The organism is Butyricicoccus sp. AM78-15b2TA, from assembly GCF_027665985.1.
In the GTDB taxonomy this organism is placed as follows: Bacteria; Bacillota; Clostridia; order Oscillospirales; family Butyricicoccaceae; genus Agathobaculum; species Agathobaculum butyriciproducens.
In genome coordinates, this window is record NZ_JAQEHY010000053.1 from 1 (window position 1) to 1,468 (window position 1,468).

Here is a 1,468-nt window from a genome sequence, read left to right on the forward strand (position 1 = left end):
GAATTATTCCAGAACGGCAAAGAAGCTCTGTACTACGGCATAAACGCCCTGTCCAACAACCTCATCATGGTAGACAGAAAGCTGCTGAAAAACCCCAACGGCTTGATTTTGGGTACACCAGGTTCCGGTAAGTCCTTCAGCGCAAAACGAGAAATCGCCAACTGCTTTTTGCTTACCAATGATGATGTTATCATCTGTGACCCGGAAGCGGAGTACGCACCTCTTGTTGAGCGTCTGCATGGGCAGGTCATCAAGATCTCGCCTACCTCCACCAACTACATCAATCCGATGGACCTGAACCTGGACTACTCGGATGATGAAAGCCCACTGTCCCTCAAGTCTGATTTTATCCTCAGCTTGTGTGAGCTGATCGTGGGCGGTAAGGAGGGCTTGCAGCCGGTGCAGAAAACAATCATCGACCGCTGTGTGCGCCTGGTCTATCAGACTTACCTCAATGACCCGCGCCCGGAGAATATGCCGGTTTTGGAGGACCTATATAACCTGCTTCGGGAACAGGAGGAAAAGGAAGCCCAGTATATCGCTACGGCCCTTGAAATCTATGTAACCGGCTCCCTCAATGTGTTCAACCACCAGAGCAATGTGGACATCAACAACCGCATTGTCTGCTATGACATCAAGGAACTGGGCAAGCAGCTCAAGAAAATCGGTATGCTGGTGGTACAGGATCAGGTGTGGAACCGCGTTACCATCAACCGCGCTGCCCACAAGTCCACCCGTTACTACATCGACGAGATGCACCTGCTTTTGAAGGAGGAACAGACCGCTGCCTATACAGTGGAAATCTGGAAGCGATTCCGTAAATGGGGTGGTATTCCGACAGGTATCACCCAGAATGTCAAAGACCTTTTGAGCAGCCGCGAGGTAGAGAACATCTTTGAAAACTCCGACTTCGTGTATATGCTCAACCAGGCAGGCGGAGACCGTCAGATACTTGCCAAGCAGCTGGGCATTTCCACGCACCAGCTTAGCTATGTGACCCACTCCAGTGAGGGCGAGGGCCTGCTGTTCTATGGCTCCACAATTCTGCCTTTCGTGGACCACTTCCCGAAGAGTACCGAGCTGTACCGCATTATGACCACCAAACCCCAGGAACTGAAAAAGAAGGAGGATGAATGATGATGAACCCCAACATTTTGAATCAAAACCCGTTGATGTTTTTTGACAGGGCGGTAAATGCCCAGCGCAGCCAGCTGCTTACGGTCATGGCCGATGCGGTAAGTGAGTGCCACACGGCGACAGATCAGGCAGCCGAACTGAATGAGACCGGTCAGGTGGGGCTTCTCCGTCTGGCAGAGATTTGGAGCGCCATCCGTGCCAAGGAAGGCATGGGCGGTCTGATTCTGGAAGGAACCGAAGCGAAGATCCTGTCTGATGTGGTGGCACAGTTTTACGCCTACCTGTCCGGTTGTATGTTCAACGATCCTGTGGGAATGGCCATTTATGCAGA

The 1,468-nt window shown here is 51.9% G+C and carries 2 protein-coding genes; both read left to right on the forward strand.

Annotated elements, in window-relative coordinates:
• On the forward strand, positions 1 to 1,137 hold a 1,137-nt coding region (locus PGS25_RS15545), incomplete at its 5' end, for a VirB4-like conjugal transfer ATPase, CD1110 family (RefSeq protein ID WP_270419417.1).
• A partial coding sequence (locus PGS25_RS15550; RefSeq protein ID WP_442865327.1) for a DUF3851 family protein occupies positions 1,137 to 1,468 on the forward strand: 332 nt, incomplete at its 3' end. The genes PGS25_RS15545 and PGS25_RS15550, both read left to right, overlap by 1 nt.